General features: G+C 55.4%; 34 protein-coding genes and 1 pseudogene. All 35 read left to right on the top strand.

Annotation, left to right across the window (positions count from 1 at the left end; all coding sequences use genetic code 11):
* Positions 1-61 precede the first annotated feature (61 nt).
* Positions 62-4,261, top strand: a complete 4,200-nt coding sequence (rpoC, locus tag I5961_RS25395) for a DNA-directed RNA polymerase subunit beta' (RefSeq protein ID WP_085697680.1) — start codon at positions 62-64, stop codon at positions 4,259-4,261.
* Between the two features lie 214 nt (positions 4,262-4,475).
* Positions 4,476-4,847, top strand: coding sequence for a 30S ribosomal protein S12 (gene rpsL / locus I5961_RS25390; protein WP_003186084.1), 372 nt, complete (start codon positions 4,476-4,478; stop codon positions 4,845-4,847).
* A gap of 109 nt (positions 4,848-4,956) precedes the next feature.
* Complete coding sequence (gene rpsG, locus I5961_RS25385; protein ID WP_007957592.1) at positions 4,957-5,430, top strand: 30S ribosomal protein S7; 474 nt, start codon at positions 4,957-4,959, stop codon at positions 5,428-5,430.
* 30 nt (positions 5,431-5,460) lie between these two features.
* On the top strand, positions 5,461-7,608 hold the full coding sequence (gene fusA / locus I5961_RS25380) for an elongation factor G (RefSeq protein WP_085697679.1): 2,148 nt from the start codon (positions 5,461-5,463) through the stop codon (positions 7,606-7,608).
* Positions 7,609-7,640: 32 nt separating this feature from the next.
* The gene (tuf, locus tag I5961_RS25375; RefSeq protein WP_028614144.1) at positions 7,641-8,834 is read left to right on the top strand and encodes an elongation factor Tu; all 1,194 of its coding nucleotides are present in this window, start codon (positions 7,641-7,643) and stop codon (positions 8,832-8,834) included.
* A 157-nt stretch (positions 8,835-8,991) separates the two neighbouring features.
* Entirely contained in the window at positions 8,992-9,303 is a 312-nt protein-coding gene (rpsJ, locus tag I5961_RS25370) for a 30S ribosomal protein S10 (RefSeq protein WP_003186070.1), read from the top strand.
* Between the two features lie 80 nt (positions 9,304-9,383).
* Positions 9,384-10,019, top strand: coding sequence for a 50S ribosomal protein L3 (gene rplC / locus I5961_RS25365; protein ID WP_007955641.1), 636 nt, complete (start codon positions 9,384-9,386; stop codon positions 10,017-10,019).
* Positions 10,020-10,031: 12 nt separating this feature from the next.
* Positions 10,032-10,634: a 50S ribosomal protein L4 gene (gene rplD / locus I5961_RS25360; protein ID WP_227233691.1), complete on the top strand. Its 603-nt coding sequence runs from the start codon at positions 10,032-10,034 to the stop codon at positions 10,632-10,634.
* Positions 10,631-10,930 (top strand): 50S ribosomal protein L23, encoded by a 300-nt coding sequence (rplW, locus tag I5961_RS25355; RefSeq protein ID WP_002555488.1) that lies wholly within the window; start codon positions 10,631-10,633, stop codon positions 10,928-10,930. Before rplD ends, rplW begins: the two co-directional genes overlap by 4 nt.
* A 14-nt stretch (positions 10,931-10,944) precedes the next feature.
* Positions 10,945-11,769, top strand: a complete 825-nt coding sequence (gene rplB, locus I5961_RS25350) for a 50S ribosomal protein L2 (RefSeq protein WP_007924198.1) — start codon at positions 10,945-10,947, stop codon at positions 11,767-11,769.
* Positions 11,770-11,785: 16 nt separating this feature from the next.
* Positions 11,786-12,061, top strand: a complete 276-nt coding sequence (gene rpsS, locus I5961_RS25345) for a 30S ribosomal protein S19 (RefSeq protein ID WP_003228731.1) — start codon at positions 11,786-11,788, stop codon at positions 12,059-12,061.
* Between the two features lie 11 nt (positions 12,062-12,072).
* Positions 12,073-12,404 (top strand): annotated as a pseudogene (gene rplV, locus I5961_RS25340) (50S ribosomal protein L22).
* 13 nt (positions 12,405-12,417) lie between these two features.
* Complete coding sequence (gene rpsC / locus I5961_RS25335) at positions 12,418-13,104, top strand: 30S ribosomal protein S3 (RefSeq protein WP_085688068.1); 687 nt, start codon at positions 12,418-12,420, stop codon at positions 13,102-13,104.
* 12 nt (positions 13,105-13,116) lie between these two features.
* Complete coding sequence (gene rplP, locus I5961_RS25330; RefSeq protein ID WP_003228729.1) at positions 13,117-13,530, top strand: 50S ribosomal protein L16; 414 nt, start codon at positions 13,117-13,119, stop codon at positions 13,528-13,530.
* Entirely contained in the window at positions 13,530-13,721 is a 192-nt protein-coding gene (gene rpmC, locus I5961_RS25325; protein WP_002555481.1) for a 50S ribosomal protein L29, read from the top strand. Before rplP ends, rpmC begins: the two co-directional genes overlap by 1 nt.
* Positions 13,722-13,723: 2 nt before the next feature.
* Positions 13,724-13,990 (top strand): 30S ribosomal protein S17, encoded by a 267-nt coding sequence (gene rpsQ, locus I5961_RS25320; RefSeq protein WP_003194644.1) that lies wholly within the window; start codon positions 13,724-13,726, stop codon positions 13,988-13,990.
* A gap of 23 nt (positions 13,991-14,013) precedes the next feature.
* Positions 14,014-14,382 (top strand): 50S ribosomal protein L14, encoded by a 369-nt coding sequence (gene rplN, locus I5961_RS25315; RefSeq protein ID WP_002555479.1) that lies wholly within the window; start codon positions 14,014-14,016, stop codon positions 14,380-14,382.
* Positions 14,383-14,393: 11 nt separating this feature from the next.
* Entirely contained in the window at positions 14,394-14,708 is a 315-nt protein-coding gene (rplX, locus tag I5961_RS25310; protein ID WP_003186046.1) for a 50S ribosomal protein L24, read from the top strand.
* Positions 14,709-14,728: 20 nt separating this feature from the next.
* Positions 14,729-15,268, top strand: a complete 540-nt coding sequence (gene rplE, locus I5961_RS25305) for a 50S ribosomal protein L5 (RefSeq protein ID WP_003194642.1) — start codon at positions 14,729-14,731, stop codon at positions 15,266-15,268.
* A gap of 13 nt (positions 15,269-15,281) precedes the next feature.
* Positions 15,282-15,587: a 30S ribosomal protein S14 gene (gene rpsN, locus I5961_RS25300; protein WP_007955639.1), complete on the top strand. Its 306-nt coding sequence runs from the start codon at positions 15,282-15,284 to the stop codon at positions 15,585-15,587.
* 208 nt (positions 15,588-15,795) lie between these two features.
* Positions 15,796-16,188 (top strand): 30S ribosomal protein S8, encoded by a 393-nt coding sequence (rpsH, locus tag I5961_RS25295; protein ID WP_011336171.1) that lies wholly within the window; start codon positions 15,796-15,798, stop codon positions 16,186-16,188.
* Positions 16,189-16,199: 11 nt separating this feature from the next.
* Complete coding sequence (rplF, locus tag I5961_RS25290; protein ID WP_085697678.1) at positions 16,200-16,733, top strand: 50S ribosomal protein L6; 534 nt, start codon at positions 16,200-16,202, stop codon at positions 16,731-16,733.
* A 10-nt stretch (positions 16,734-16,743) separates the two neighbouring features.
* Positions 16,744-17,094, top strand: coding sequence for a 50S ribosomal protein L18 (gene rplR, locus I5961_RS25285; protein ID WP_003186037.1), 351 nt, complete (start codon positions 16,744-16,746; stop codon positions 17,092-17,094).
* Between the two features lie 3 nt (positions 17,095-17,097).
* Positions 17,098-17,598 (top strand): 30S ribosomal protein S5, encoded by a 501-nt coding sequence (gene rpsE / locus I5961_RS25280; protein ID WP_007955637.1) that lies wholly within the window; start codon positions 17,098-17,100, stop codon positions 17,596-17,598.
* A gap of 2 nt (positions 17,599-17,600) precedes the next feature.
* Positions 17,601-17,777: a 50S ribosomal protein L30 gene (gene rpmD, locus I5961_RS25275; protein WP_003176408.1), complete on the top strand. Its 177-nt coding sequence runs from the start codon at positions 17,601-17,603 to the stop codon at positions 17,775-17,777.
* 3 nt (positions 17,778-17,780) lie between these two features.
* Entirely contained in the window at positions 17,781-18,218 is a 438-nt protein-coding gene (gene rplO / locus I5961_RS25270) for a 50S ribosomal protein L15 (RefSeq protein WP_011336169.1), read from the top strand.
* Positions 18,219-19,547, top strand: a complete 1,329-nt coding sequence (gene secY / locus I5961_RS25265; RefSeq protein WP_003228718.1) for a preprotein translocase subunit SecY — start codon at positions 18,219-18,221, stop codon at positions 19,545-19,547. It begins immediately after the preceding gene.
* 27 nt (positions 19,548-19,574) lie between these two features.
* Entirely contained in the window at positions 19,575-19,691 is a 117-nt protein-coding gene (rpmJ, locus tag I5961_RS25260; protein ID WP_002555468.1) for a 50S ribosomal protein L36, read from the top strand.
* A gap of 130 nt (positions 19,692-19,821) precedes the next feature.
* A complete protein-coding gene (gene rpsM / locus I5961_RS25255) occupies positions 19,822-20,178 on the top strand; it encodes a 30S ribosomal protein S13 (protein ID WP_009045849.1) in 357 nt (118 codons plus the stop codon).
* Positions 20,179-20,208: 30 nt separating this feature from the next.
* On the top strand, positions 20,209-20,598 hold the full coding sequence (rpsK, locus tag I5961_RS25250) for a 30S ribosomal protein S11 (RefSeq protein WP_002555466.1): 390 nt from the start codon (positions 20,209-20,211) through the stop codon (positions 20,596-20,598).
* Between the two features lie 18 nt (positions 20,599-20,616).
* Entirely contained in the window at positions 20,617-21,237 is a 621-nt protein-coding gene (gene rpsD / locus I5961_RS25245; protein ID WP_003176404.1) for a 30S ribosomal protein S4, read from the top strand.
* 22 nt (positions 21,238-21,259) lie between these two features.
* Entirely contained in the window at positions 21,260-22,261 is a 1,002-nt protein-coding gene (locus tag I5961_RS25240; RefSeq protein ID WP_003186012.1) for a DNA-directed RNA polymerase subunit alpha, read from the top strand.
* Positions 22,262-22,303: 42 nt separating this feature from the next.
* On the top strand, positions 22,304-22,690 hold the full coding sequence (rplQ, locus tag I5961_RS25235) for a 50S ribosomal protein L17 (protein ID WP_007955635.1): 387 nt from the start codon (positions 22,304-22,306) through the stop codon (positions 22,688-22,690).
* 238 nt (positions 22,691-22,928) lie between these two features.
* Positions 22,929-24,383 carry a catalase gene (locus tag I5961_RS25230; protein ID WP_227233689.1) on the top strand — a complete coding sequence of 485 codons (1,455 nt, stop codon included), beginning with the start codon at positions 22,929-22,931 and terminating at the stop codon, positions 24,381-24,383.
* A 149-nt stretch (positions 24,384-24,532) separates the two neighbouring features.
* The gene (bfr, locus tag I5961_RS25225; protein WP_085697676.1) at positions 24,533-25,000 is read left to right on the top strand and encodes a bacterioferritin; all 468 of its coding nucleotides are present in this window, start codon (positions 24,533-24,535) and stop codon (positions 24,998-25,000) included.
* The last annotated feature ends 34 nt before the right edge of the window (positions 25,001-25,034 follow it).

The following is a 25,034-nucleotide window of genomic DNA, read 5'->3' as shown; positions in this document are numbered from 1 at the left end:
CGTGACGCGATCGAGAGCGGGGCAGGATTGCCCGCTCTCTGCTCCGCCAGGAGGAAAGGCCTTGAAAGACCTACTGAATTTGCTGAAAAACCAGGGTCAAGTCGAAGAGTTCGACGCCATCCGTATCGGATTGGCCTCGCCTGAGATGATCCGCTCGTGGTCGTTCGGTGAAGTTAAAAAGCCGGAAACCATCAACTACCGTACGTTCAAACCCGAGCGTGACGGTCTGTTCTGCGCCAAGATCTTTGGCCCGGTAAAGGATTACGAGTGCCTGTGCGGTAAGTACAAGCGCTTGAAGCATCGTGGTGTGATCTGCGAGAAGTGCGGCGTTGAAGTTGCACTGGCCAAGGTTCGTCGTGAGCGCATGGCGCACATCGAACTGGCTTCGCCGGTTGCCCACATCTGGTTCCTGAAATCGCTGCCGTCCCGTATCGGCCTGCTGATGGACATGACCCTGCGTGATATCGAACGCGTTCTCTACTTCGAGAGCTATGTCGTTATCGATCCGGGCATGACCACTCTCGAAAAAGGTCAGCTGCTGAACGACGAGCAGTACTTCGAAGCGCTGGAAGAGTTCGGTGACGATTTCGACGCCCGCATGGGTGCCGAGGCTGTCCGCGAACTGCTGCACGCTATCGACCTGGAACATGAGATTGGCCGTCTGCGTGAAGAGATTCCGCAAACCAACTCCGAAACCAAGATCAAGAAGCTGTCCAAGCGTCTGAAGTTGATGGAAGCCTTCCAGGGTTCCGGCAACCTGCCAGAGTGGATGGTGCTGACCGTTCTGCCGGTTCTGCCGCCGGATCTGCGTCCACTGGTCCCGCTGGATGGCGGTCGTTTCGCGACTTCCGACCTCAACGATCTGTATCGTCGAGTGATCAACCGTAACAACCGTTTGAAGCGCCTGCTGGATCTGTCCGCTCCGGACATCATCGTGCGCAACGAAAAGCGTATGTTGCAGGAAGCTGTCGATGCACTGCTCGACAACGGTCGTCGTGGCCGCGCTATCACCGGTTCGAACAAGCGTCCTCTGAAATCCCTGGCTGACATGATCAAGGGTAAGCAAGGTCGTTTCCGTCAGAACTTGCTCGGTAAGCGTGTTGACTACTCCGGTCGTTCGGTAATTACCGTAGGTCCGACCCTGCGTCTGCACCAGTGCGGTCTGCCGAAGAAGATGGCTCTCGAGCTGTTCAAACCGTTCATTTTCGGCAAGCTGGAAATGCGTGGTCTGGCGACTACCATCAAAGCGGCCAAGAAAATGGTCGAGCGCGAGCTGCCGGAAGTTTGGGACGTTCTCGCCGAAGTGATTCGCGAACACCCGGTTCTTCTCAACCGTGCACCGACCCTTCACCGTCTGGGTATCCAGGCGTTTGAACCGGTACTGATCGAAGGTAAGGCTATCCAGCTGCACCCTCTGGTCTGTGCTGCGTACAACGCCGACTTCGACGGCGACCAAATGGCCGTGCACGTACCGCTGACGCTGGAAGCCCAGCTCGAAGCGCGTGCGTTGATGATGTCGACCAACAACATTCTGTCGCCAGCAAACGGTGAGCCAATCATCGTTCCGTCGCAGGACGTTGTATTGGGTCTGTACTACATGACTCGTGAAGCGATCAACGCCAAGGGTGAAGGTCGTGTGTTCGCGGATCTGCAGGAAGTTGACCGTGTGTTCCGTGCCGGCGAAGCCGCACTGCACGCCAAGATCAAGGTTCGTATCAACGAAACCGTGAACGATCGTGACGGCAACAGCGTGGACAACACCCGTATCGTCGACACTACTGTCGGCCGTGCGCTGCTGTTCCAGGTTGTACCGAAAGGTCTGTCGTTCGACGTCGTCAACCTGCCGATGAAGAAAAAGGCGATCTCCAAGCTGATCAACCAGTGCTACCGCGTGGTTGGTCTTAAAGAGACCGTGATCTTCGCTGACCAGTTGATGTACACCGGTTTTGCCTATTCGACCATTTCCGGCGTTTCCATCGGTGTTAACGACTTCGTTATCCCGGATGAAAAAGCCCGCATCATCGGTGCTGCCACCGACGAAGTGAAAGAAATCGAGAGCCAGTACGCCTCCGGCCTGGTAACTCAGGGCGAGAAGTACAACAAAGTGATCGACCTTTGGTCGAAAGCGAACGACGAAGTCTCCAAGGCGATGATGGCCAACCTCTCGAAAGAGAAAGTCATCGACCGTCACGGCGACGAGGTCGAGCAAGAGTCTTTCAACTCGATGTACATGATGGCCGACTCGGGTGCGCGGGGTTCCGCAGCACAGATTCGTCAGCTGGCCGGTATGCGTGGTCTGATGGCCAAGCCGGACGGTTCCATCATTGAAACGCCGATTACTGCGAACTTCCGTGAAGGTCTGAGCGTACTCCAGTACTTCATCTCGACTCACGGTGCTCGTAAAGGTCTGGCGGATACCGCGTTGAAAACTGCGAACTCCGGTTACCTGACTCGTCGTCTGGTAGACGTGGCGCAGGATCTGGTTGTGACCGAGATCGATTGCGGCACCGAACACGGCCTGGTAATGACTCCGCACATTGAAGGCGGTGACGTTGTAGAGCCGTTGGGTGAGCGCGTATTGGGTCGTGTCATTGCCCGTGACGTATTCAAGCCGGGTACCGAGGACGTCATCGTTCCTGCCGGCACTCTGGTAGATGAGAAGTGGGTCGAGTTCATCGAGCTGAATAGCATCGACGAAGTGATCGTGCGTTCGCCGATCAGCTGCGAAACCCGCTACGGTATCTGCGCCAAGTGCTACGGCCGTGACCTGGCTCGTGGTCACCAGGTGAACATCGGTGAGTCGGTCGGCGTTATCGCTGCCCAGTCCATCGGTGAGCCGGGTACCCAGCTGACGATGCGTACGTTCCACATCGGTGGTGCGGCAAGCCGTACTTCCGCAGCCGACAGCGTTCAGGTGAAGAATGGCGGTACCGTCCGTCTGCACAACCTGAAGCACGTTGAGCGCGTGGATGGCAACCTGGTTGCCGTGTCCCGTTCCGGTGAGCTGGCGATTGCTGACGACTTCGGTCGTGAGCGCGAGCGTTACAAGCTGCCGTACGGTGCCGTGATTTCGGTTAAAGAAGGTGACAAGGTCGACGCTGGTGCCATCGTGGCCAAGTGGGATCCGCACACTCACCCGATCGTTACCGAAATGAAAGGTACCGTGACCTACGTGGGCATGGAAGAAGGCATCACGATCAAGCGTCAGACTGACGAATTGACCGGTATGACCAACATTGAAGTACTTGATCCGAAAGATCGTCCAGCCGCCGGCAAGGACATCCGTCCTGCTGTGAAGATGGTCGACGACAACGGCAAGGATCTGCTGCTGCCAGGCACTGACGTTATCGCTCAGTACTTCCTGCCAGCCAACGCCCTGGTCGGTGTTGCGGACGGTGCGAAGATTGCGATCGGTGATGTTATCGCTCGTATCCCGCAAGAAACTTCGAAAACCCGTGACATCACCGGTGGTCTGCCGCGTGTTGCCGACCTGTTCGAAGCTCGTCGTCCGAAAGAGGCGTCGATTCTGGCTGAAGTCAGCGGCACCATCGCGTTCGGTAAAGAGACCAAGGGCAAGCGTCGTCTGGTCATCACCCCGAACGACGGTAGCGATCCGTACGAAGAGCTGATTCCGAAGTGGCGTCACCTGAACGTGTTCGAAGGCGAACAGGTAAACCGCGGCGAAGTTATCTCCGACGGTCCGAGCGATCCGCACGACATCCTGCGTCTGCTGGGTGTCAGCGCGCTGGCCAAGTACATCGTCAACGAAATCCAGGACGTTTACCGTCTGCAAGGCGTGAAGATCAACGACAAGCACATCGAGACCATCCTGCGTCAGATGCTGCGTAAAGTTGAGATCTCCGAGTCGGGCGACTCCAGCTTCATCAAGGGCGACCAGATGGAACTGACTCACGTTCTGGTAGAGAACGAGCGTCTGAATGCGGAAGACAAGTTTGTCTCCAAGTTCACCCGTGTTCTGCTGGGTATCACCAAGGCGTCGTTGTCGACCGAATCGTTCATCTCGGCGGCTTCCTTCCAGGAAACCACCCGCGTACTGACCGAGGCGGCGGTAACCGGCAAGCGCGATTACCTGCGCGGCCTGAAAGAAAACGTGGTCGTGGGTCGTCTGATCCCGGCTGGTACCGGTCTGGCTTATCACAGCGAGCGCAAGCGTCGTCGTGATGCGGACAAACCGTTGCGCGTAAGCGCCAGTGAAGTGGAAGCTGCACTGACCGAAGCGCTGAACTCAAGCGGTAACTGAGTTCTGCGAAAAATGAGCTGAGGCCCTGATCGCGCCGTTCATCGAATCGAGACAATTTGTCGAAGTTCGATGGGCGGGGAGGTCGGGGCCTTGCCTTGACTGGGGCAAGATCCTCTTTAGACTCTTGATCCCCTAAATTTGGCGGGAATCCGTTCCTGTCATTTTGCTTTTCTTGCAAGACAATAGCGTCGCAAGACAACAGTGGAGCTAGTAGATGGCAACTATCAACCAGCTGGTACGTCAGCCGCGTAAGCGTATCGTCGAGAAATCCGACGTACCTGCGCTGCAGAACTGCCCGCAACGTCGTGGCGTATGCACCCGTGTGTACACCACTACGCCGAAAAAACCTAACTCGGCACTGCGTAAAGTATGCCGTGTGCGCCTGACCAACGGTTTCGAGGTTTCCTCGTATATCGGTGGTGAAGGCCACAACCTGCAAGAGCACAGCGTGGTTCTGATCCGTGGCGGTCGTGTAAAAGACTTGCCAGGTGTTCGTTACCACACCGTTCGCGGCTCCTTGGATACTTCGGGCGTTAAAGGCCGTAACCAGGGTCGTTCGAAGTACGGTACCAAACGTCCGAAGTAATCGGCCGTTTTGCAGATTTTTATTTTACTGAGTCGATAAGAGTAAGGTCGGGCGCGCATCCTCGCGGATCTGTCCCGAACTAACCTGAAGACCGTTTGAGGGCTTATCAATGCCAAGACGTCGCGTAGCAGCAAAGCGTGAGATTCTGGACGATCCGAAATACGGAAGCCAAATCCTCGCCAAATTCATGAACCACGTTATGGAAAGCGGCAAGAAAGCCGTTGCCGAACGTATCGTTTATGGTGCCCTGGAAACCGTTGCGGCTCGCAAGACCGGCACCGATCCCCTGGAACTCTTCGAAAAAGCACTCGACGCCATCGCTCCGCTGGTCGAAGTGAAGTCGCGCCGCGTTGGTGGTGCTACTTACCAGGTTCCGGTCGAGGTTCGTCCGTCCCGTCGTAACGCTCTGGCAATGCGCTGGTTGGTAGACTTCGCCCGCAAGCGTGGCGAGAAGTCTATGGCTCTGCGCTTGGCTGGCGAGCTGCTGGATGCTGCTGAAGGTAAAGGTGCTGCTGTTAAGAAGCGTGAAGACGTGCACCGTATGGCCGAAGCTAACAAAGCTTTCTCGCACTACCGCTTCTAATTTTAGCTTCACTAATTTTGCGAGGGCTTTATGGCTCGTACTACTGCAATCAACCGCTATCGTAACATTGGTATCTGTGCTCACGTTGACGCGGGCAAGACCACCACTACCGAGCGGATCCTGTTTTACACAGGTCTGAGCCACAAAATGGGCGAGGTGCATGATGGCGCCGCGACCACCGACTGGATGGTGCAGGAGCAGGAGCGGGGTATTACCATTACTTCCGCTGCTGTTACCACTTTCTGGAAGGGTTCCCGTGGTCAGTATGACAACTATCGCGTGAACGTTATCGATACCCCGGGTCACGTTGACTTCACAATTGAAGTAGAGCGTTCCCTGCGCGTGCTTGACGGCGCTGTGGTTGTATTCTGCGGTACCTCCGGTGTTGAGCCTCAGTCCGAAACAGTATGGCGTCAAGCCAACAAGTACGGTGTTCCACGTATTGTTTACGTGAACAAGATGGACCGTGCCGGTGCGGACTTCCTGCGCGTTGTCGGCCAGATCAAGAATCGTCTGGGTCATACTCCGGTTCCAGTACAGCTGGCCATCGGTGCAGAAGATAACTTCGAAGGTCAGGTTGATCTGATCAAGATGAAGGCTATCTATTGGAACGAAGACGACAAGGGCACTACCTATCGTGAGGAAGAAATTCCTGCGAATCTGGTAGAGCTGGCCAACGAGTGGCGCAACAACATGGTTGAGGCGGCTGCCGAAGCCAGCGAAGAACTGATGAACAAGTACCTTGAAGAAGGTGAGCTGACCGTCGAAGAGATCAAGGCAGGCCTGCGTGCGCGCACCCTGGCCAGCGAGATCGTTCCGGCTGTCTGCGGTTCGTCGTTCAAGAACAAGGGTGTTCCCCTGGTTCTCGACGCCGTTATCGACTTCCTGCCTGCTCCGACCGAGATCCCTGCGATCAAGGGTATCCACCCTGATCTGATCGACGTGCCGAAAGACGAAGTCAAACCAGAGCAGTACGACGAGCGTCACGCTGATGACGACGAGCCGTTCTCGGCGCTGGCGTTCAAGATTGCCACCGACCCGTTCGTGGGTACTCTGACCTTCGTTCGCGTTTACTCGGGCTTCTTGACCTCCGGTGACTCCGTCATCAACTCGGTCAAGGGCAAGAAAGAGCGCGTTGGTCGTATGGTTCAGATGCACGCCAACCAGCGTGAAGAGATCAAGGAAGTACGTGCGGGCGACATCGCCGCTCTGATCGGCATGAAGGACGTCACCACCGGTGATACCCTGTGCAACGCCGACAAGCCGATCATCCTCGAGCGTATGGATTTCCCTGAGCCTGTGATTTCGCTCTCCGTTGAGCCGAAAACCAAGCAGGACCAGGAAAAGATGGGTATCGCACTGGGCAAGCTGGCCCAGGAAGACCCGTCGTTCCGCGTCAAGACCGATGAAGAAACCGGTCAGACCATCATCTCCGGTATGGGTGAGCTGCACCTGGACATCCTCGTTGACCGCATGAAGCGCGAGTTCAACGTCGAGGCCAACATCGGCAAGCCGCAGGTTTCGTACCGCGAGAAGATCACCAAGTCCAACGTCGAGATCGAAGGCAAGTTCGTTCGTCAGTCGGGTGGTCGTGGTCAGTTCGGTCACTGCTGGATCCGCTTCTCCGAGCCGGATGCCGACGAAAAAGGCAACATCACCGAAGGTCTGGTTTTCACCAACGAAGTTGTTGGTGGTGTGGTTCCTAAGGAATACATTCCAGCGATTCAGAAGGGTATCGAAGAGCAGATGAAGAACGGCGTTGTTGCCGGCTATCCGCTGATCGGCCTGAAGGCTACCGTGTTTGACGGTTCCTACCATGACGTCGACTCCAACGAGATGGCGTTCAAGGTCGCTGCTTCGATGGCAACCAAGCAACTGGCCCAGAAGGGTGGTGGCGTGGTTCTCGAGCCGATCATGAAGGTGGAAGTTGTTACTCCGGAAGACTACCTGGGTGACGTGATGGGTGACCTGAACCGTCGTCGTGGTCTGGTTCAGGGCATGGAGGACTCGGTTTCCGGTCGTGTCGTTCGTGCTGAAGTTCCGCTCGGAGAGATGTTCGGTTACGCAACCGACGTTCGTTCCATGTCTCAGGGTCGCGCGAGCTACTCCATGGAATTCTCCAAATACGCCGAAGCTCCGTCGAACATCGTCGAAGCTCTCGTTAAAAAACAAGGCTGATTCAGCCCCCTTTAGGCTAGGAGTTAATTGTCGTGGCTAAAGAAAAATTTGATCGTTCCCTACCGCACGTAAACGTTGGCACCATCGGCCACGTTGACCACGGTAAAACCACTCTGACCGCTGCTCTGACTCGCGTCTGCTCCGAAGTTTTCGGTTCGGCCGTAGTTGAATTCGACAAGATCGACAGCGCTCCAGAAGAAAAAGCTCGCGGTATCACCATCAACACCGCGCACGTTGAGTACAACTCGAACATTCGTCACTACGCTCACGTTGACTGCCCAGGTCACGCTGACTACGTGAAGAACATGATCACCGGTGCTGCCCAGATGGACGGCGCGATCCTGGTTTGCTCGGCTGCCGATGGTCCGATGCCACAAACTCGTGAGCACATCCTGCTGTCCCGTCAGGTAGGTGTTCCGTACATCGTGGTTTTCCTGAACAAGGCTGATCTGGTAGACGACGCAGAGCTGCTGGAACTGGTTGAGATGGAAGTTCGCGACCTGCTGTCCACCTATGACTTCCCAGGTGACGACACTCCGATCATCATCGGTTCGGCTCGTATGGCGCTGGAAGGCAAAGACGACAACGAAATGGGCACCACTGCTGTCAAGAAGCTGGTGGAAACTCTGGACAGCTACATCCCAGAGCCAGAGCGTGCTATCGACAAGCCGTTCCTGATGCCAATCGAAGACGTGTTCTCGATTTCGGGTCGCGGTACTGTTGTGACCGGTCGTATCGAGCGCGGTATCGTTCGCGTTCAGGATCCGCTGGAAATCGTTGGTCTGCGTGACACCACCACCACCACCTGCACCGGTGTTGAGATGTTCCGCAAGCTGCTGGACGAAGGCCGTGCTGGCGAGAACTGCGGCGTTCTGCTGCGTGGTACCAAGCGTGACGACGTTGAGCGTGGTCAGGTTCTGGTCAAGCCAGGTTCGGTTAAGCCGCACACCAAGTTCACCGCAGAAGTTTACGTTCTGAGCAAGGAAGAAGGCGGTCGTCACACTCCGTTCTTCAAAGGCTACCGTCCACAGTTCTACTTCCGTACTACTGACGTGACCGGTAACTGCGAACTGCCAGAAGGCGTTGAAATGGTAATGCCAGGTGACAACATTCAAATGACTGTTACCCTGATCAAAACCATCGCGATGGAAGACGGTCTGCGTTTCGCAATCCGTGAAGGCGGCCGTACCGTTGGTGCTGGCGTCGTAGCTAAAATCATCGAGTGATCTCTTTGTTGAGATAGCTTTGATGAGTTGAAAAAGCCCCCGCTTAGCGGGGGCTTTTTTATTGGGTTGACACCTATCGGGGGCGTCTATAGAATTGCGCCTCCTTTTAACGGGCGTATTGCGCCCGGTGGGAATAGCAGCCGGAGTCTGAAATCCAATGCAAAATCAGCAAATCCGTATCAGGTTGAAGGCTTTTGACCATCGCCTGATCGACCAATCAACCCAGGAAATCGTGGAAACCGCGAAACGTACTGGTGCTCAAGTGCGTGGTCCAATTCCACTGCCTACCCGTAAAGAGCGGTTCACCGTTCTGGTTTCCCCGCACGTCAACAAAGACGCGCGTGACCAGTACGAGATCCGCACTCATAAGCGCGTTCTGGACATCGTCCAGCCAACGGATAAAACCGTTGATGCTCTTATGAAGCTTGATCTTGCGGCCGGTGTGGAAGTGCAGATCAGCCTCGGCTAAGACTCGGTCTTGGTCGTGTAACGCTCTGAAATGGGCGGCCATAGCGGGTGAAAGCCCCGTACACTCATGAGGTTTACAACATGACTATTGGTGTAGTCGGTCGTAAAGCGGGTATGACCCGTATTTTCACCGAAGAAGGTGTCTCCATTCCGGTCACGGTCATTGAGATCGAGCCGAATCGCGTCACCCAGTTCAAAACTGAAGAAACCGATGGCTATCGTGCAGTGCAAGTCACTGTCGGCGAGCGTCGTGCTTCCCGTGTTACAGCTGCTCAAGCTGGCCACTTCGCCAAGGCGAACGTTGCCGCTGGTCGTACCGTTATGGAATTTCGTCTTGAAGAAGGCGAGTACCAGGCCGGCGATCTGATCAACGCTGAAATCTTCGCTGCTGGTCAACTGGTTGATGTAACCGGTCAGTCCAAAGGTAAAGGCTTCCAGGGTACGATCAAGCGTTGGAACTTCCGCGGGCAAGATAACACCCACGGTAACTCCGTATCCCACCGCGTCCCAGGCTCTATCGGCCAGTGCCAGACTCCTGGTCGTGTATTCAAGGGCAAAAAAATGTCCGGTCATATGGGCGCTGAGCGCGTGACCGTGCAGTCCCTGGAAGTAGTGCGCGTGGACGCTGAACGCAATCTGTTGTTGGTCAAGGGCGCTGTACCTGGCGCTACTGGCGGCAACCTGGTTGTACGTCCGGCAGCCAAGGCTCGCGGTTAAGGGGAAGCTGACATGCAATTAAATGTAAATGACGCTCAAGCGATCGAAGTTTCCGAACTGACATTTGGCGGCGAGTTCAACGAGACGCTGGTTCACCAAGCAGTCGTGGCCTACATGGCTGGCGGCCGTCAGGGTAGCAAGCAGCAGAAGACCCGTTCCGACGTTCGTGGTGGCGGCAAGCGCCCATGGCGTCAGAAAGGTACTGGCCGTGCTCGTGCCGGTACTATCCGCAGCCCAATCTGGCGCGGCGGCGGCACCACCTTCGCAGCTCGTCCACAGGATCACTCCCAGAAGCTGAACAAGAAGATGTATCGCGCAGCAATGCGCTCCATCCTTGCTGAGCTGGTGCGTACTGATCGTCTGGTCGTGGTTCAGGATTTCGCAGTTGAAACTCCGAAAACCAAAGGCCTGCTGGGCAAACTGAACAACATGAGCCTGACCGACGTTCTGATCGTGTCGGACGCTGTTGATCAGAACCTGTACCTGGCTGCTCGTAACCTGCCACACGTAGATGTACGTGACGTGCAAGGTTCCGATCCAGTTAGTCTGATCGCATACGACAAGGTGTTGATCACCGTGTCGGCCGTGAAGAAATTCGAGGAGCTGCTGGGATGAACCAGGAACGCGTATTTAAAGTTCTGCTTGGCCCGCACGTTTCCGAGAAGGCTACGGTTCTGGCAGACAAGAAAGGCCAGTTCGTTTTCAAGGTTGCTACTGACGCAACCAAGCTGGAAATCAAGAAGGCCGTCGAAAGCCTGTTCAGCGTGAAAGTTGAGCGTGTTACTACCCTGAACGTTCTGGGTAAGAGCAAGCGCACCGCTCGCGGTCTGGGCAAGCGTAATGACTGGAAGAAGGCAGTTATCTCCCTTCAGCCAGGCCAAGATCTCGATTTCAGCAGCAGTGCTGAGTAAGGAAGGGGTGCATCATGGCAATCGTTAAATGCAAACCGACTTCCCCTGGCCGCCGTTTTGTGGTCAAGGTGGTCAACCAGGAGCTGCATAAAGGAGCTCCTCACGCACCGCTGCTCGAGAAAAAATCGAAGTCTGGTGGTCGTAACAACAATGGCCGCATTACCACTCGTCACGTCGGTGGTGGTCATAAGCAGCATTATCGTCTGGTCGACTTCCGTCGCAACGACAAAGATGGCATCGCTGCCACTGTCGAGCGTATCGAATACGATCCAAACCGTACTGCTCACATCGCTCTGCTGCTGTACGCAGATGGCGAGCGTCGCTACATCATCGCCCCTAAAGGCGTGAGCGCTGGCGACCAGCTGATCGCAGGTGCTCTGGCGCCGATCAAGCCGGGCAACGCTCTGCAACTGCGCAACATTCCAGTTGGTAGCACCGTACACGGCATCGAACTGAAGCCAGGTAAAGGCGCGCAAATCGCTCGTTCCGCTGGTGCTTCGGCTCAGCTGATCGCTCGTGAAGGCGTTTACGTGACCCTGCGTCTGCGTTCCGGTGAAATGCGTAAAGTACTGGCTGAGTGCCGTGCGACCCTGGGCGAAGTCTCGAACTCCGAGCACAGCCTGCGTTCGCTGGGTAAAGCTGGTGCCAAGCGCTGGCGTGGCGTTCGCCCAACCGTTCGTGGTGTTGCCATGAACCCGGTTGACCACCCACATGGTGGTGGTGAAGGTCGTACCTCTGGTGGTCGTCATCCGGTATCGCCATGGGGCTTCCCGACTAAGGGCGCGAAGACTCGTGGTAATAAGCGTACCGACAAAATGATCGTCCGTCGTCGCAAGTAAATAGAGGGATACGACAGTGCCACGTTCTCTGAAAAAAGGTCCTTTTATTGATCTTCACCTACTGAAGAAGATCGAAGTGGCGGCGGAAAAAAACGATCGCAAACCAATTAAGACTTGGTCGCGTCGTTCGATGATCCTGCCACAAATGGTCGGTCTGACCATCGCTGTACACAACGGTCGTCAGCACGTCCCAGTTCTCGTAAACGAAGACATGGTCGGCCACAAACTGGGCGAGTTCGCCGGTACCCGCACTTATCGCGGGCACGTGGCAGACAAGAAAGCCAAGCGTTAAGGGGTAAGGAAATGGAAGTAGCCGCTAAGTTGTCGGGCGCTCGAATCTCCGCCCAGAAAGCCCGCTTGGTCGCCGACCAGATCCGCGGGAAGAAGGTGGGCGAAGCGCTCAACCTGTTGGCTTTCAGCAGTAAGAAAGCCGCCGAGATCATGAAAAAGTGCTGGAGTCGGCCGTAGCCAACGCCGAGCATAACGAAGGCGCAGACGTTGATGACCTGAAGGTCAGCACCGTTTTCGTCAACGAAGGGCGTTCGCTGAAGCGCATCATGCCACGTGCCAAAGGCCGTGCTGATCGCATCGTCAAGCGGTCTTGCCATATCACTGTCAAGGTTGCTGACAAGTAACGGAGTCGAAGAGATGGGTCAGAAAGTACATCCCATTGGCATTCGCCTGGGAATCGTCAAGGAGCACACCTCCGTCTGGTACGCAGACGGTCGGACTTATGCGGACTATTTGCTCGCAGATCTGAAGGTGCGTGAGTATCTCCAAGACAAACTAAAAAGCGCGTCCGTAAGCCGTATCGATATCCATCGCCCGGCTCAAACTGCACGCATCACCATCCACACCGCTCGTCCAGGTATCGTTATCGGGAAGAAAGGTGAGGATGTTGAAAAACTGCGTCAGGACCTGACCAAGCAAATGGGTGTGCCTGTGCACATCAATATCGAAGAGATCCGCAAGCCGGAGCTCGACGGTATGCTGGTTGCCCAGAGCGTAGCTCAGCAGCTGGAGCGTCGTGTGATGTTCCGTCGCGCCATGAAGCGCGCCGTACAGAACGCCATGCGCATTGGTGCCAAAGGCATCAAAATCCAAGTGAGCGGTCGTCTCGGCGGTGCTGAAATCGCACGTACTGAATGGTATCGCGAAGGTCGTGTGCCACTGCACACCCTGCGTGCCGATATCGACTATGCCACCTACGAAGCTCACACCACCTACGGTGTGATCGGTGTAAAGGTTTGGATCTTCAAAGGCGAAGTAATTGGTGGTCGCCAAGAAGAACTGAAACCACAAGCACCAGCGCCTCGTAAAAAAGCTGCTAAGTAAGGGGTACGCCAAATGTTGCAACCAAAGCGTACGAAGTTCCGCAAGCAGATGACCGGCCACAACCGTGGTCTGGCACTGCGCGGTAGCAAAGTCAGCTTCGGCGAGTTCGCGCTGAAGTCTGTTGCTCGTGGTCGTCTCACCGCTCGTCAGATCGAGTCAGCGCGTCGTGCTCTGACCCGTCACGTAAAACGTGGTGGCAAGATCTGGATCCGTGTATTCCCGGACAAGCCGATCTCCAAGAAGCCTCTCGAGGTTCGTATGGGTAAAGGTAAGGGTAACGTGGAATACTGGGTTGCCCAGATTCAGCCAGGCAAAGTCCTGTATGAAATCGAGGGTGTTTCTGAAGAGCTGGCGCGTGAGGCTTTCGCCCTGGCTGCTGCAAAGCTGCCGCTCGCCACCTCCTTTGTTAAACGGACGGTGATGTGATGAAAGCGAATGAACTTCGTGAAAAATCCGCACAGCAGCTGAACGAGCAACTGCTCGGCTTGCTGCGCGACCAGTTCAATCTGCGCATGCAGAAAGCAACTGGCCAGTTGGGGCAGTCTCATCTGCTCTCGCAAGTTAAGCGTGACATCGCTCGCGTGAAGACTGTGCTCAACCAGCAGGCAGGTAAGTGATCATGGCTGAAGCCGAAAAAACTGTCCGTACGCTGACTGGCCGTGTTGTCAGCGACAAGATGGACAAAACCATCACCGTTCTGATCGAGCGTCGCGTTAAGCACCCGATCTACGGTAAATACGTTAAGCGTTCGACTAAGCTGCACGCGCACGACGAAACCAATCAGTGCCACATCGGCGACAAAGTCACTATTCGTGAAACTCGTCCGATGGCCAAGACCAAGTCTTGGGCGCTGGTTGATGTTCTCGAACGCGCTGTGGAAGTCTAAGGGCTAGGGGTCGGAGAAATTATATGATTCAGACTCAATCCATGCTCGATGTGGCCGATAACAGCGGCGCTCGCCGCGTTATGTGCATCAAGGTGCTGGGTGGCTCCCATCGTCGTTACGCTGGTATCGGTGACATCATCAAAGTTACCGTGAAGGAAGCAATTCCTCGCGGTAAGGTGAAAAAAGGCCAAGTGATGACTGCTGTTGTAGTCCGCACTCGTCACGGCGTACGTCGTGCTGATGGCTCCATTATCCGCTTTGATGGCAACGCTGCTGTTCTGCTGAACAACAAGCAAGAGCCGATCGGCACCCGTATCTTTGGGCCAGTGACCCGTGAACTTCGTACCGAGAAGTTCATGAAGATCGTCTCGCTCGCCCCAGAAGTGCTGTAAGGAGATCCGACATGCAAAAGATTCGTCGTGACGACGAGATCATCGTGATCGCCGGCAAAGACAAAGGTAAGCGCGGTAAGGTGCTGAAGGTTCTCGCTGACAACCGTCTGGTTGTTGGTGGTCTGAACCTGGTCAAGCGTCATACCAAGCCTAACCCGATGTCGGGCGTACAGGGCGGTATCGTCGAGAAAGAAGCGCCACTGCACGCTTCCAACGTTGCCATCTTCAACGGCGAAACCAACAAGGCTGATCGCGTTGGTTTCAAAGTGGAAGACGGTAAGAAAATTCGTGTCTTCAAGTCGACCCAAAAAGCGGTTGATGCTTGAACACTGCTAGGTAGAAGACCATGGCACGACTACAAGAGATTTACCGGAAGGAAATCGCTCCCAAGCTGAAGGAAGAACTGAAGCTTGGCAACGTGATGGAAGTTCCGCGCGTTACCAAAATCACCCTGAACATGGGTCTGGGCGAAGCGATCGGTGACAAAAAAGTCATCGAGCACGCTGTTGCTGACCTGGAAAAGATCACCGGCCAGAAAGTCGTTGTGACCTACGCTCGCAAATCCATCGCTGGCTTTAAAGTCCGTGAAGGTTGGCCGATCGGCGTCAAAGTGACCCTGCGCCGTGAGCGTATGTACGAGTTCCTGGATCGTCTGCTGTCGATCTCCCTGCCTCGGGTTCGCGACTTCCGCGGCCTGAATGCCAAGTCCTTCGACGGTCGTGGCAACTACAGCATGGGCGTGAAAGAGCAGATCATTTTCCCGGAAATCGACTACGACAAGATCGATGCTCTCCGCGGTCTGGACATTACCCTGACCACCACTGCCAAGAACGATGACGAAGGCCGCGCTCTGCTGCGTGCTTTCAAATTCCCGTTCCGCAACTGATTGGAGTAGGAAAATGGCCAAGAAGAGCATGAAAAACCGTGAGCTGAAGCGTCAACTCACCGTTGCCAAGTACGCCGTCAAGCGTGCAGCGCTGAAAGCTATCATCGTCGATCTGAACGCAAGTCCAGAAGCGCGTTGGGAAGCTACCGTAGCTCTGCAGAAGCAACCACGTGACGCTAGCGCTTCGCGCATGCGTAACCGTTGCCGTCTGACCGGTCGTCCGCATGGCGTTTACCGCAAGTTCGGCCTGGGCCGTAACAAGCTGCGTGAAGCTGCAATGCGTGGTGACGTTCCAGGTCTGGTTAAAGCCAGCTGGTAATTGCTGTCAAAGTCTCGATGGTCGGGGTCGCAAGAACCTGACCATCGGTGGCCTTGAACATGAATCAAGCCCCTTTTGGGGCTTGATTCATTTCTGGGGTGTGTCTAGAATGACCGGCTCGCCTGAGCCCGTGTTTTTCTGCCCGGAATTTCTCGGCGACAAGTAGTAGCCGCAAGGCTAATTTTTCTGTATTAGGAGCGTCTAGCCCATGAGTATGCAGGACCCGTTAGCGGACATGCTAACTCGAATCCGTAATGCCCAGATGGCTGAAAAGTCCGTCGTAAGCATGCCTTCTTCCACGTTGAAGGTGGCTGTAGCTAAAGTTCTTAAGGACGAAGGTTACATCGCGGGTTATCAGATCAGCAGCGAAACCAAACCACTGCTGTCTATCGAGCTGAAATATTTCGAAGGCCGTCCGGTTATCGAAGAAGTCAAGCGCGTTAGCCGTCCAGGCTTGCGTCAGTACAAGTCCGTCGAAGAACTGCCAAAAGTACGTGGCGGTCTCGGCGTGTCTATCGTCTCCACCAACAAAGGTGTGATGACTGATCGTGCTGCGCGCGCTGCCGGTGTCGGCGGCGAAGTTCTTTGCACTGTGTTCTAAGGGGGATAAGCATGTCTCGCGTCGCTAAGAACCCCGTTAAGCTGCCAGCCGGTGTCGAAGTAAAATTCGCAGGCCAACAGCTTTCGGTGAAGGGTGCCAAGGGTACTCTTGAACTGAACGTCCATTCGTCCGTTGAGATCGTTGAAGAAGCCGGTGAGCTGCGTTTTGCTGCTCGCAATGGCGATCAGCAGACTCGCGCAATGGCCGGTACCACTCGTGCTTTGGTAAACAACATGGTCCAGGGCGTAAGCCAAGGCTTCGAGCGCAAGCTCCAGCTGATCGGTGTTGGTTATAAAGCGCAAGCAAAAGGTCAGGTGCTGAACTTGGCTCTTGGCTTCTCGCACCCAGTGGATTACGAACTGCCGGAAGGCATCACCGCTGAGACTCCTAGCCAGACCGATATCCTGATCAAGGGCATCGACAAGCAGCTGGTAGGTCAAGTGGCCGCCGAGATCCGCGACTTCCGTCCACCAGAGCCGTACAAAGGCAAAGGTGTGCGCTACGCGGACGAAGTCGTCCGTCGTAAAGAAGCCAAGAAGAAGTAGGGCATAGCAAATGACCGACAAAAAAGTTACTCGACTGCGTCGCGCTCGCAAAGCACGCCTGAAAATGCACGAACTCGAAGTCGTGCGTCTCTGCGTGTTCCGCTCTTCGCAGCACATCTACGCCCAGGTCATTTCGGCCGACGGCAACAAAGTCCTGGCAAGCGCCTCGACTTTGGATAAAGAACTGCGTGATGGCGCCACTGGCAACATCGACGCGGCCACTAAGGTTGGCCAGCTGGTCGCTACGCGTGCTAAGGCCGCTGGCGTCTCGCAGGTGGCTTTCGACCGCTCTGGCTTCAAGTACCATGGCCGCGTTAAAGCGCTGGCTGATGCTGCTCGTGAAGCTGGGCTGGAGTTCTAAGTTATGTCAAATAACGACCAAAAGCGCGACGAAGGCTACATCGAGAAGCTGGTTCAAGTTAACCGCGTAGCCAAAACCGTTAAAGGCGGCCGTATCTTCACTTTCACCGCGTTGACCGTGGTTGGTGATGGTAAAGGGCGTGTTGGCTTCGGCCGTGGCAAGTCGCGTGAAGTGCCTGCTGCGATCCAGAAGGCAATGGAAGCTGCTCGCCGCAACATGATCCAGGTTGATCTGAACGGCACCACTCTGCAGTACGCAATGAAGTCTGCCCATGGCGCTTCGAAGGTGTACATGCAGCCTGCTTCTGAAGGTACCGGTATCATCGCTGGCGGCGCTATGCGTGCTGTCCTCGAAGTTGCTGGCGTTCAGAACGTTCTGGCCAAGTGCTACGGCTCGACTAACCCAGTAAACGTGGTTCACGCCACTTTCAAGGGTCTGAAAGCTATGCAGTCTCCTGAATCCATTGCAGCCAAGCGTGGCCTGCGTGTTGAGGAGATCAAGTAATCATGGCTACCGTTAAAGTTACGCTGATCAAAAGCATGACCGGCCGCATCCCTAACCACAAACTGTGCGTTAAGGGTCTGGGTCTGCGTCGCATCGGTCACACTGTAGAAGTCCAGGATACTCCCGAGAATCGCGGGATGATCAACAAGGCTTACTACATGCTGCGTGTCGAGGGTTAATCGATGAAACTCAATGATCTGAGTCCAGCGCCGGGTTCCCGTCGCGAAAAGCATCGTCCGGGTCGTGGTATCGGTAGTGGTTTGGGTAAGACTGGTGGCCGTGGTCACAAAGGTCAGACTTCCCGCTCCGGTGGCACCATCGCTCCAGGCTTTGAAGGCGGTCAACAGCCGCTGCATCGTCGCCTGCCGAAGTTCGGTTTCGTTTCCCTGAAAGCCATGGACCGCGCAGAAGTGCGTCTGTCCGAGCTGGCTAAAGTGGAAGGCGACATCGTCACCGTGCAGTCCCTGAAAGATGCCAACGTGATCAACGTCAACGTACAGCGCGTGAAAATCATGCTGTCCGGTGAAGTGGCTCGCGCTGTCACTATCGGCAAGGGAATCGGCGCCACCAAAGGTGCGCGTGCGGCTATCGAAGCAGCTGGCGGCAAGTTCGAGGAATAAATGGCTAAGCAAGGTGCTCTCTCTGCGCTCGGCAAAGGCGGTATGTCTGAACTTTGGGCTCGTCTGCGTTTTCTGTTCCTGGCGATTATCGTCTACCGAATAGGCGCACACATCCCGGTTCCAGGTATCAACCCGGATCGACTCGCGGACCTGTTTCGACAGAATGAGGGGACCATTCTTAGCTTGTTCAACATGTTTTCCGGCGGCGCGCTGGAGCGGATGAGCATCTTTGCACTGGGGATCATGCCGTACATTTCGGCATCGATCATCATGCAGTTGATGACCGCCGTCAGCCCGCAGCTGGAGCAGTTGAAGAAGGAAGGTGAAGCTGGCCGTCGCAAGATCAGCCAGTACACCCGCTACGGCACCGTCGTCCTCGCTCTCGTTCAGGCCATTGGCATGTCCATTGGTCTGGCGGGGCAGGGCGTTGCGTTCACTGGTGACTTTGGCTTCCATTTCGTTGCGGTCTCCACGTTTGTGGCTGGCGCGATGTTCATGATGTGGCTGGGTGAGCAGATTACTGAGCGTGGTGTAGGCAACGGTATCTCGATGTTGATTTTTTCGGGTATCGTCGCCGGTCTTCCGAGAGCAATCGGGCAGTCTTTCGAGTCTGCGCGTCAGGGCGATATCAACATCTTCGCTTTGGTTGCCATCGGTTTGCTGGCAGTAGCGATTATCGGTTTCGTGGTGTTCATTGAGCGTGGTCAGCGTCGTATCGCTGTTCACTACGCCAAGCGTCAGCAGGGCCGCAAGGTTTTTGCTGCGCAGACAAGCCACTTGCCGCTGAAGGTGAACATGGCCGGTGTTATTCCGGCTATTTTCGCGAGCAGCATTTTGCTGTTCCCGGCTTCGTTGGGTGCCTGGTTCGGTCAGTCTGAAGGTATGGGCTGGTTGCAGGACATCTCGCAGTCGATCGCTCCTGGTCAGCCGTTGAATATTCTGCTGTTTAGTGCAGGGATTATTTTCTTCTGCTTCTTCTATACGGCGTTGATGTTCAATCCGAAAGACGTAGCGGAAAACCTGAAGAAGTCCGGTGCCTTTATTCCGGGCATCCGTCCAGGTGAGCAGTCCGCGCGCTATATTGATGGCGTTTTGACTCGCTTGACCATGTTCGGTGCTCTTTACATGACGGCCGTGTGCTTGTTGCCCCAGTTCCTGGTGGTAGCAGCAAACGTTCCGTTCTACCTTGGCGGGACCTCGTTGCTGATCGTGGTCGTGGTTGTGATGGACTTCATGTCCCAAGTACAATCGCACCTCGTTTCGCACCAGTACGAATCCCTGATGAAGAAAGCCAACCTGAAGGGTTACGGCAGCGGCATGTTGCGCTGAGTACCCATAAGGTTCGAGGAGTTGGTGATGAAAGTTCGTGCATCGGTGAAAAAGCTGTGCCGTAACTGCAAGATTATTCGCCGCGAAGGTGTTGTTCGAGTAATTTGCAGCGCGGAACCGCGTCACAAACAGCGCCAAGGCTGAGTGTGATTGTGCTTCAAGCCCGGTAGCTAGTGCGCTACCGGGTTGATTATTTGTTATTACAGCGATATTATCTCGCGCCCTATTTCTTGGCTTCCGGGGCGTAGGTAGCTGTCAATTGGAGTCCCACTGAATGGCCCGTATTGCAGGCGTTAACATTCCAGATAACAAGCATACTGTTATCTCGCTGACCTACATCTATGGTGTTGGTCGCACTACTGCACAGAAGATCTGTGCAGAGACTGGGGTAAACCCAGCCGCAAAGATCAAGGATCTGAGCGACGAGCAGATTGAACAGCTGCGTGGCGAAGTGGCGAAGTTCACCACTGAAGGTGACCTGCGTCGCGAAATCAACATGAAAATCAAGCGCTTGATGGACCTCGGTTGCTATCGCGGTCTGCGTCATCGTCGTGGTCTGCCAGTACGCGGTCAGCGTACCAAGACCAACGCGCGTACCCGTAAAGGTCCGCGTAAGCCGATCCGCAAGTAATCGCCCCAGCGAATCGACAGGAATTTAATCATGGCAAAACCTGCTGCTCGTCCTCGTAAAAAAGTTAAAAAGACAGTGGTTGATGGCATCGCCCACATCCATGCTTCTTTTAACAACACCATCGTGACCATCACCGACCGTCAAGGTAACGCTCTTTCCTGGGCTACCTCCGGTGGTTCGGGTTTCCGCGGTTCCCGCAAGTCCACCCCGTTCGCTGCTCAAGTAGCTGCTGAGCGTGCTGGTCAAGCTGCGCTGGAATACGGCCTGAAAAACCTCGACGTGAACGTCAAGGGTCCAGGTCCAGGTCGTGAATCCGCAGTCCGCGCTTTGAACGGCTGTGGCTACAAGATCGCCAGCATCACCGACGTGACGCCAATCCCGCACAACGGGTGCCGTCCGCCGAAGAAGCGCCGCGTGTAATCCAGGAGATTGTAAAGAATGGCTCGTTACATTGGTCCAAAATGCAAACTCGCTCGTCGCGAAGGCACCGATCTCTTCCTGAAGAGCGGCGTGCGCGCGATCGAATCGAAGTGCAACATTGAAGCAGCACCTGGTATCCACGGCCAACGCCGCGGTCGCCAGTCCGACTACGGCACCCAACTGCGTGAAAAGCAGAAGGTCCGTCGTATCTACGGCGTTCTCGAGCGTCAGTTCAGCGGCTACTACAAAGAAGCTGCTGGCAAGAAAGGTGCAACCGGTGAGAACCTGCTGCAGCTGCTCGAATGCCGTCTGGACAACGTTGTATACCGTATGGGCTTTGGTTCGACTCGTGCCGAATCCCGTCAGCTGGTATCGCACAAGTCGATCAGCGTTAACGGTCAGACCGTGAACGTTCCGTCCTACCAGGTTCGTGCTGGTGACGTGGTTGCTGTTCGCGAGAAAGCAAAAAACCAGCTTCGCATTGTCCAAGCTCTCGATCTGTGTGCCCAGCGTGGCCGCGTAGAATGGGTAGAAGTAGACACTGAGAAGAAGTCGGGCGTTTTCAAGAACGTTCCTGCTCGCAGTGATCTGTCCGCCGACATCAACGAAAGCCTGATTGTCGAGCTCTACTCCAAGTAAGGGCTAGAAAATAGGTGCATCCATGCAGATTTCGGTAAATGAGTTCCTGACACCCCGCCACATTGATGTGCAGGTTGTCAGTCCAACCCGCGCCAAGATCACTCTCGAGCCTCTCGAGCGTGGTTTTGGCCACACCCTGGGCAACGCGCTGCGCCGCATCCTGTTGTCCTCAATGCCCGGCTGCGCAGTAGTCGAGGCCGAGATTGACGGTGTGCTCCACGAGTACAGCGCCATCGAAGGTGTACAGGAAGACGTAATTGAAATCCTGTTGAACCTTAAAGGTCTGGCCATCAAGCTGCACGGTCGTGACGAAGTTACGCTGACCTTGTCGAAGAAGGGTTCGGGGGTGGTTACCGCTGCCGATATTCAGCTGGATCATGATGTCGAGATCGTTAATCCCGATCACGTAATCGCTAACCTGGCGTCTAACGGCGCCCTGAACATGAAGCTCACCGTAGCTCGTGGTCGTGGTTATGAACCAGCAGACTCGCGTCAGAGCGATGAAGACGAAAGCCGCAGCATCGGTCGCTTGCAGCTTGACTCTTCGTTCAGCCCGGTTCGCCGTATCGCATATGTGGTGGAAAACGCCCGTGTCGAACAGCGTACCAACCTGGACAAGCTGGTTATTGATCTGGAAACCAACGGTACTCTGGATCCTGAAGAGGCTATCCGCCGCGCTGCAACCATCCTGCAACAGCAGCTGGCTGCGTTCGTCGACCTCAAAGGTGACAGTGAGCCAGTGGTTGTCGAGCAGGAAGACGAGATCGATCCGATCCTGCTTCGCCCGGTTGACGATCTGGAACTGACTGTACGTTCGGCTAACTGCCTTAAGGCGGAAAACATCTACTACATCGGCGACCTGATTCAGCGTACCGAAGTAGAGCTGTTGAAGACTCCGAACCTGGGCAAGAAATCCTTGACTGAAATCAAGGACGTTCTGGCCTCCCGCGGTCTTTCCCTCGGCATGCGCCTCGACAACTGGCCGCCTGCAAGTCTTAAGAAGGACGACAAGGCGACTGCCTGATCGTCGTAATCACCGAACGTAGTGTTTGGTAAGGAATGAACCATGCGTCATCGTAAAAGTGGGCGTCACCTGAGCCGCACCAGCTCGCACCGCAAGGCCATGTTCCAGAACATGGCGGTGTCGCTGTTCGAGCACGAGCTGATCAAAACTACTCTGCCAAAAGCCAAAGAACTGCGCCGCGTTGCCGAGCCGCTGATCACTCTGGCCAAGACAGACAGCGTTGCTAACCGTCGTCTGGCTTTCGACCGTACTCGTTCGAAAGCTATCGTTGGTAAGCTCTTCAACGACCTGGGCAAGCGTTACGCTACCCGTGAGGGTGGCTACCTGCGCATCCTCAAGTGCGGTTTCCGCGCTGGCGACAACGCGCCTATGGCGTACGTCGAACTGGTTGATCGTGCTGTCGGCGGTGAAGCTGTATCCGCTGAGTAAGACATCAGTCTGAAACAAGGAACCGGGCCCAGTGCCCGGTTTTTTGTGCCTGTAAGAAATGCGCCGTTCGTACAAGCATCTACCCTGTTTGGGTCTGCACTATGTGCGGGGATATGTCGTTAGTTTTTCTCTATTGCTGACCACGAGTTAATGAATTTGTGGCTGTCATATTGATGATCGATACTCCCCAACAAGCCGATTAGCCGGCAGTTCAAGACCGATAGAGGAAGAAGATCGCATGAGCCAGAACAAGACGCTTACGACCGCCAGTGGCGCACCTGTCGCCGATAACCAGAACTCTCGCTCCGCCGGCCCTCGTGGTCCGTTGTTGCTCGATGATTTTCATCTGATCGAAAAGCTTGCTCACTTCAACCGGGAAAACATCCCTGAGCGTCGTGTGCACGCCAAGGGTTCGGGCGCATACGGCACTTTCACGGTCACTCGCGACATTACGCAGTACACCAGTGCCAAGCTGTTCTCTGCTGTCGGCAAACAGACGCCGACCTTCCTGCGTTTTTCGACGGTGGGTGGCGAGCGTGGCTCGGCCGACACCGAGCGCGATCCGCGTGGCTTCGCCCTCAAGTTCTACACCGAAGAAGGCAACTGGGACATCGTTGGCAACAACACGCCGGTGTTCTTCATTCGCGATCCGCTGAAATTTCCTGACTTTATCCACACCCAGAAACGCCTGCCGCAAAGCAATCTGAAAAGTGCGCAGATGATGTGGGACTTCTGGTCGCATTCGCCTGAAGCGCTGCACCAGGTCACCATTCTGTTTTCTGATCGCGGGATCCCGGACGGCTATCGCCACATGCACGGCTTCGGCAGCCACACCTACAGCCTTATCAATGCTCAAGGCGAGCGGCACTGGGTGAAGTGGCACTACAAGACCAAGCAAGGGATCAAAAACCTCGTGCCGGCAGACGCGGCACGTTTGGCGGGCACAGACCCTGATTACGCCCAGCGCGATCTGTTCGAAGCCATCGAGCGTGGTGACTTCCCGAAATGGAGCGTGTGCATCCAGATCATGACCGAGGCCCAGGCTGCTGCTCACTACGAGAACCCGTTCGACGTAACCAAAACCTGGTCGCAGAAGGAGTTTCCACTGATCGAAGTGGGTGAGCTGGAACTGAACCGTAATCCGCTCAACTACTTTGCTGAAGTCGAGCAAGCTGCGTTCGGTCCAAGCAACATGGTGCCTGGCGTAGGTCTGTCTCCGGATCGCATGCTGCAGGGTCGTGTATTCGCATACGCCGATGCCCACCGCTACCGCGTAGGCACCAACCACCAGCAACTGCCAGTGAACGCCCCGCGCAGCCCGGTGAATACTTACCAGCGCGACGGTTCGATGGCTTTTGGCAGCAATGGCGGCGCAGCGCCTAACTATGAGCCGAACAGCTACGTAGAGTCGCCGAAACAAGCGCCGCACTATGCCGAGCCTGCGCTGGCGTTGAACGGTGCGGCTGATCGCTACGATCACCGTGAAGATACTGACTATTACAGCCACGCCGGTGCGCTGTTCCGCTTGATGAGCGAGGAACAGAAAGCGTTGCTGGTCAGCAACATCGCCGGCGCGATGGCAGGTGTGTCGAGTGATGTCGTCGACCGTCAGTTGCAGCATTTCTACAAGGCTGATCCGGCGTACGGAGAAGCAATCGCAAAGCTGCTTAACGTACAGCTTAGCGAAGTCTAAACGAGAAGCAGAACCGCCCTCATTTGGGCGGTTTTTGCGTTATTTAGGCTGCTTTTCTCAGAATATCTTCGCTTTTATTGCGCGAAGTGGGTGACCTTCCAGTCAGGTTGGTTCAAACTACAGACTTTCAAGCAGGGAGATGTAGGGCGATGCAAGGCCACCCAGACGTTATCGATTACCTCAACACGTTGCTGACCGGCGAACTGGCCGCGCGTGACCAATATTTCGTTCACTCGCGGATGTATGAGGACTGGGGATTCACCAAGCTCTACGAACGAATCAACCACGAGATGGAAGAAGAGGCCGGTCACGCCGATGCACTGATGCGCCGGATTCTGATGCTTGAAGGCACCCCGCGCATGCGCCCGGATGACCTGGATGTTGGTACCACGGTAGAGACCATGCTCGAAGCGGATCTGCGCCTTGAGTACAAGGTGCGTGCCGCGCTGTGCAAAGGCATCGAACTGTGCGAACAACACAATGACTATGTCAGCCGCGAAATCTTGCGCGTTCAGCTCAACGACACTGAAGAAGATCACACCTACTGGCTTGAAAAGCAGCTGGGTCTGATCAAGCTGATCGGTATCCAGAACTATCTGCAGTCGCACGCCTCCTGATCGCAACGGATACAAAAAAGCCCCTGTCACTGAC

The organism is Pseudomonas sp. IAC-BECa141 (genome assembly GCF_020544405.1).
Classification (GTDB): Bacteria; Pseudomonadota; Gammaproteobacteria; order Pseudomonadales; family Pseudomonadaceae; genus Aquipseudomonas.
This window is presented reverse-complemented; position numbering and strand designations above follow the sequence as displayed.

Coding starts and splice junctions, on each gene's coding strand:
- rpsL (WP_003186084.1), top strand. CDS start 4,476: ATGGCAACTATCAACCAGCTGGTACGTCAGCCGCGTAAGCGTATCGTC.
- rpsG (WP_007957592.1), top strand. CDS start 4,957: ATGCCAAGACGTCGCGTAGCAGCAAAGCGTGAGATTCTGGACGATCCG.
- fusA (WP_085697679.1), top strand. CDS start 5,461: ATGGCTCGTACTACTGCAATCAACCGCTATCGTAACATTGGTATCTGT.
- rpsJ (WP_003186070.1), top strand. CDS start 8,992: ATGCAAAATCAGCAAATCCGTATCAGGTTGAAGGCTTTTGACCATCGC.
- rplC (WP_007955641.1), top strand. CDS start 9,384: ATGACTATTGGTGTAGTCGGTCGTAAAGCGGGTATGACCCGTATTTTC.
- rplD (WP_227233691.1), top strand. CDS start 10,032: ATGCAATTAAATGTAAATGACGCTCAAGCGATCGAAGTTTCCGAACTG.
- rplW (WP_002555488.1), top strand. CDS start 10,631: ATGAACCAGGAACGCGTATTTAAAGTTCTGCTTGGCCCGCACGTTTCC.
- rplB (WP_007924198.1), top strand. CDS start 10,945: ATGGCAATCGTTAAATGCAAACCGACTTCCCCTGGCCGCCGTTTTGTG.
- rpsC (WP_085688068.1), top strand. CDS start 12,418: ATGGGTCAGAAAGTACATCCCATTGGCATTCGCCTGGGAATCGTCAAG.
- rplP (WP_003228729.1), top strand. CDS start 13,117: ATGTTGCAACCAAAGCGTACGAAGTTCCGCAAGCAGATGACCGGCCAC.
- rpmC (WP_002555481.1), top strand. CDS start 13,530: ATGAAAGCGAATGAACTTCGTGAAAAATCCGCACAGCAGCTGAACGAG.
- rpsQ (WP_003194644.1), top strand. CDS start 13,724: ATGGCTGAAGCCGAAAAAACTGTCCGTACGCTGACTGGCCGTGTTGTC.
- rplN (WP_002555479.1), top strand. CDS start 14,014: ATGATTCAGACTCAATCCATGCTCGATGTGGCCGATAACAGCGGCGCT.
- rplX (WP_003186046.1), top strand. CDS start 14,394: ATGCAAAAGATTCGTCGTGACGACGAGATCATCGTGATCGCCGGCAAA.
- rplE (WP_003194642.1), top strand. CDS start 14,729: ATGGCACGACTACAAGAGATTTACCGGAAGGAAATCGCTCCCAAGCTG.
- rpsN (WP_007955639.1), top strand. CDS start 15,282: ATGGCCAAGAAGAGCATGAAAAACCGTGAGCTGAAGCGTCAACTCACC.
- rpsH (WP_011336171.1), top strand. CDS start 15,796: ATGAGTATGCAGGACCCGTTAGCGGACATGCTAACTCGAATCCGTAAT.
- rplF (WP_085697678.1), top strand. CDS start 16,200: ATGTCTCGCGTCGCTAAGAACCCCGTTAAGCTGCCAGCCGGTGTCGAA.
- rplR (WP_003186037.1), top strand. CDS start 16,744: ATGACCGACAAAAAAGTTACTCGACTGCGTCGCGCTCGCAAAGCACGC.
- rpsE (WP_007955637.1), top strand. CDS start 17,098: ATGTCAAATAACGACCAAAAGCGCGACGAAGGCTACATCGAGAAGCTG.
- rpmD (WP_003176408.1), top strand. CDS start 17,601: ATGGCTACCGTTAAAGTTACGCTGATCAAAAGCATGACCGGCCGCATC.
- rplO (WP_011336169.1), top strand. CDS start 17,781: ATGAAACTCAATGATCTGAGTCCAGCGCCGGGTTCCCGTCGCGAAAAG.
- secY (WP_003228718.1), top strand. CDS start 18,219: ATGGCTAAGCAAGGTGCTCTCTCTGCGCTCGGCAAAGGCGGTATGTCT.
- rpmJ (WP_002555468.1), top strand. CDS start 19,575: ATGAAAGTTCGTGCATCGGTGAAAAAGCTGTGCCGTAACTGCAAGATT.
- rpsM (WP_009045849.1), top strand. CDS start 19,822: ATGGCCCGTATTGCAGGCGTTAACATTCCAGATAACAAGCATACTGTT.
- rpsK (WP_002555466.1), top strand. CDS start 20,209: ATGGCAAAACCTGCTGCTCGTCCTCGTAAAAAAGTTAAAAAGACAGTG.
- rpsD (WP_003176404.1), top strand. CDS start 20,617: ATGGCTCGTTACATTGGTCCAAAATGCAAACTCGCTCGTCGCGAAGGC.
- I5961_RS25240 (WP_003186012.1), top strand. CDS start 21,260: ATGCAGATTTCGGTAAATGAGTTCCTGACACCCCGCCACATTGATGTG.
- rplQ (WP_007955635.1), top strand. CDS start 22,304: ATGCGTCATCGTAAAAGTGGGCGTCACCTGAGCCGCACCAGCTCGCAC.
- I5961_RS25230 (WP_227233689.1), top strand. CDS start 22,929: ATGAGCCAGAACAAGACGCTTACGACCGCCAGTGGCGCACCTGTCGCC.
- bfr (WP_085697676.1), top strand. CDS start 24,533: ATGCAAGGCCACCCAGACGTTATCGATTACCTCAACACGTTGCTGACC.